The sequence below is a fragment of the Leisingera sp. F5 genome, from assembly GCF_001593695.1.
On sequence record NZ_LUKH01001251.1, the window covers coordinates 1 to 1157 of the forward strand.

At 62.8% G+C, this 1157-nt stretch carries 1 protein-coding gene; it reads right to left on the reverse strand.

Annotated features, from left to right (window positions below; translation table 11 throughout):
* The coding region (locus A2I95_RS40540; protein ID WP_291737965.1) for a Clp protease N-terminal domain-containing protein at positions 1-1131 on the reverse strand (1131 nt) is incomplete at its 3' end.
* Positions 1132-1157 lie beyond the last annotated feature (26 nt).

Below are 1157 nucleotides of genomic sequence, written 5' to 3' on the forward strand. Positions count from 1 at the left end.
CGACAGGGTCGCCGCTGCGACCAGCGCCGCATCGGCAATCCGCACCCCGTGGTGCAGCTCATACTTCTCCTTGATGCCGCGCAGGATAGAAACAGTGTCTTCCACCGTCGGCTCGGTCACCATCACCGGCTGGAACCGGCGGGCCAGCGCCGCGTCCTTCTCCACATACTTGCGGTATTCATCCAGAGTGGTCGCGCCGACACAATGCAGCTCGCCGCGCGCCAGCGCCGGCTTGATCAGGTTGGCGGCATCCATCGCGCCGTCGGATTTGCCGGCGCCGACCAGCGTGTGCATCTCGTCGATGAACAGAATGATCTCACCGGCGGCTTCGGTCACTTCGGTCAGCACCGCCTTCAGGCGCTCCTCAAACTCGCCGCGGTACTTCGCACCGGCAATCAGCGCGCCCATATCCAGCGACAGCAGCTTCTTGTCACGCAAGGACTCCGGCACATCGCCATTGATGATGCGCAGCGCCATGCCCTCGGCAATCGCGGTCTTACCGACGCCCGGCTCACCGATCAGCACCGGATTGTTCTTGGTCCGGCGCGACAGCACCTGCATCGAACGGCGGATTTCCTCATCCCGCCCGATGATCGGGTCGATCTTTCCCTCCCGCGCCGCCTCGGTCAGGTCACGGGCGTATTTCTTCAGCGCATCATAGCCTTCCTCAGCGGTGGCGGAGTCAGCGGTGCGTCCCTTGCGGATGTCATTGATCGCCTCATTCAGCTTCTGTGCAGAGACAGCACCGGCTTCCAGGGCGTCCTTCGCCTTGGACTTTACCATGCACAGCGCCATCAGCAGGCGTTCAACCGGCACAAAGCTGTCGCCTGCCTTCTCGGCAATCCTGGCAGCCTCGTCCAACACCTTGGCAGTCTGGCCGTCCAAATAGATCTGCGCCGCGTCTCCGCTCACCTTCGCCTGCTTGGCAACAGCAGCCTCGACAGCCTCAACCACGCGCGCCGGAGCGCCGCCCGCGCGGGAGATCAGGTTGCTCGCCAGCCCCTGATCATCATCCATCAATGCTTTCAGAATGTGCTCTGGCACCAGCCGCTGATGCCCTTCGCGCATCGCAATCGTCTGCGCCGCCTGCACGAAACCGCGTGCACGCTCAGTGAACTTGTTCAAGTCCATCTTGCTCTCCTTTATCAAGCGCCCGA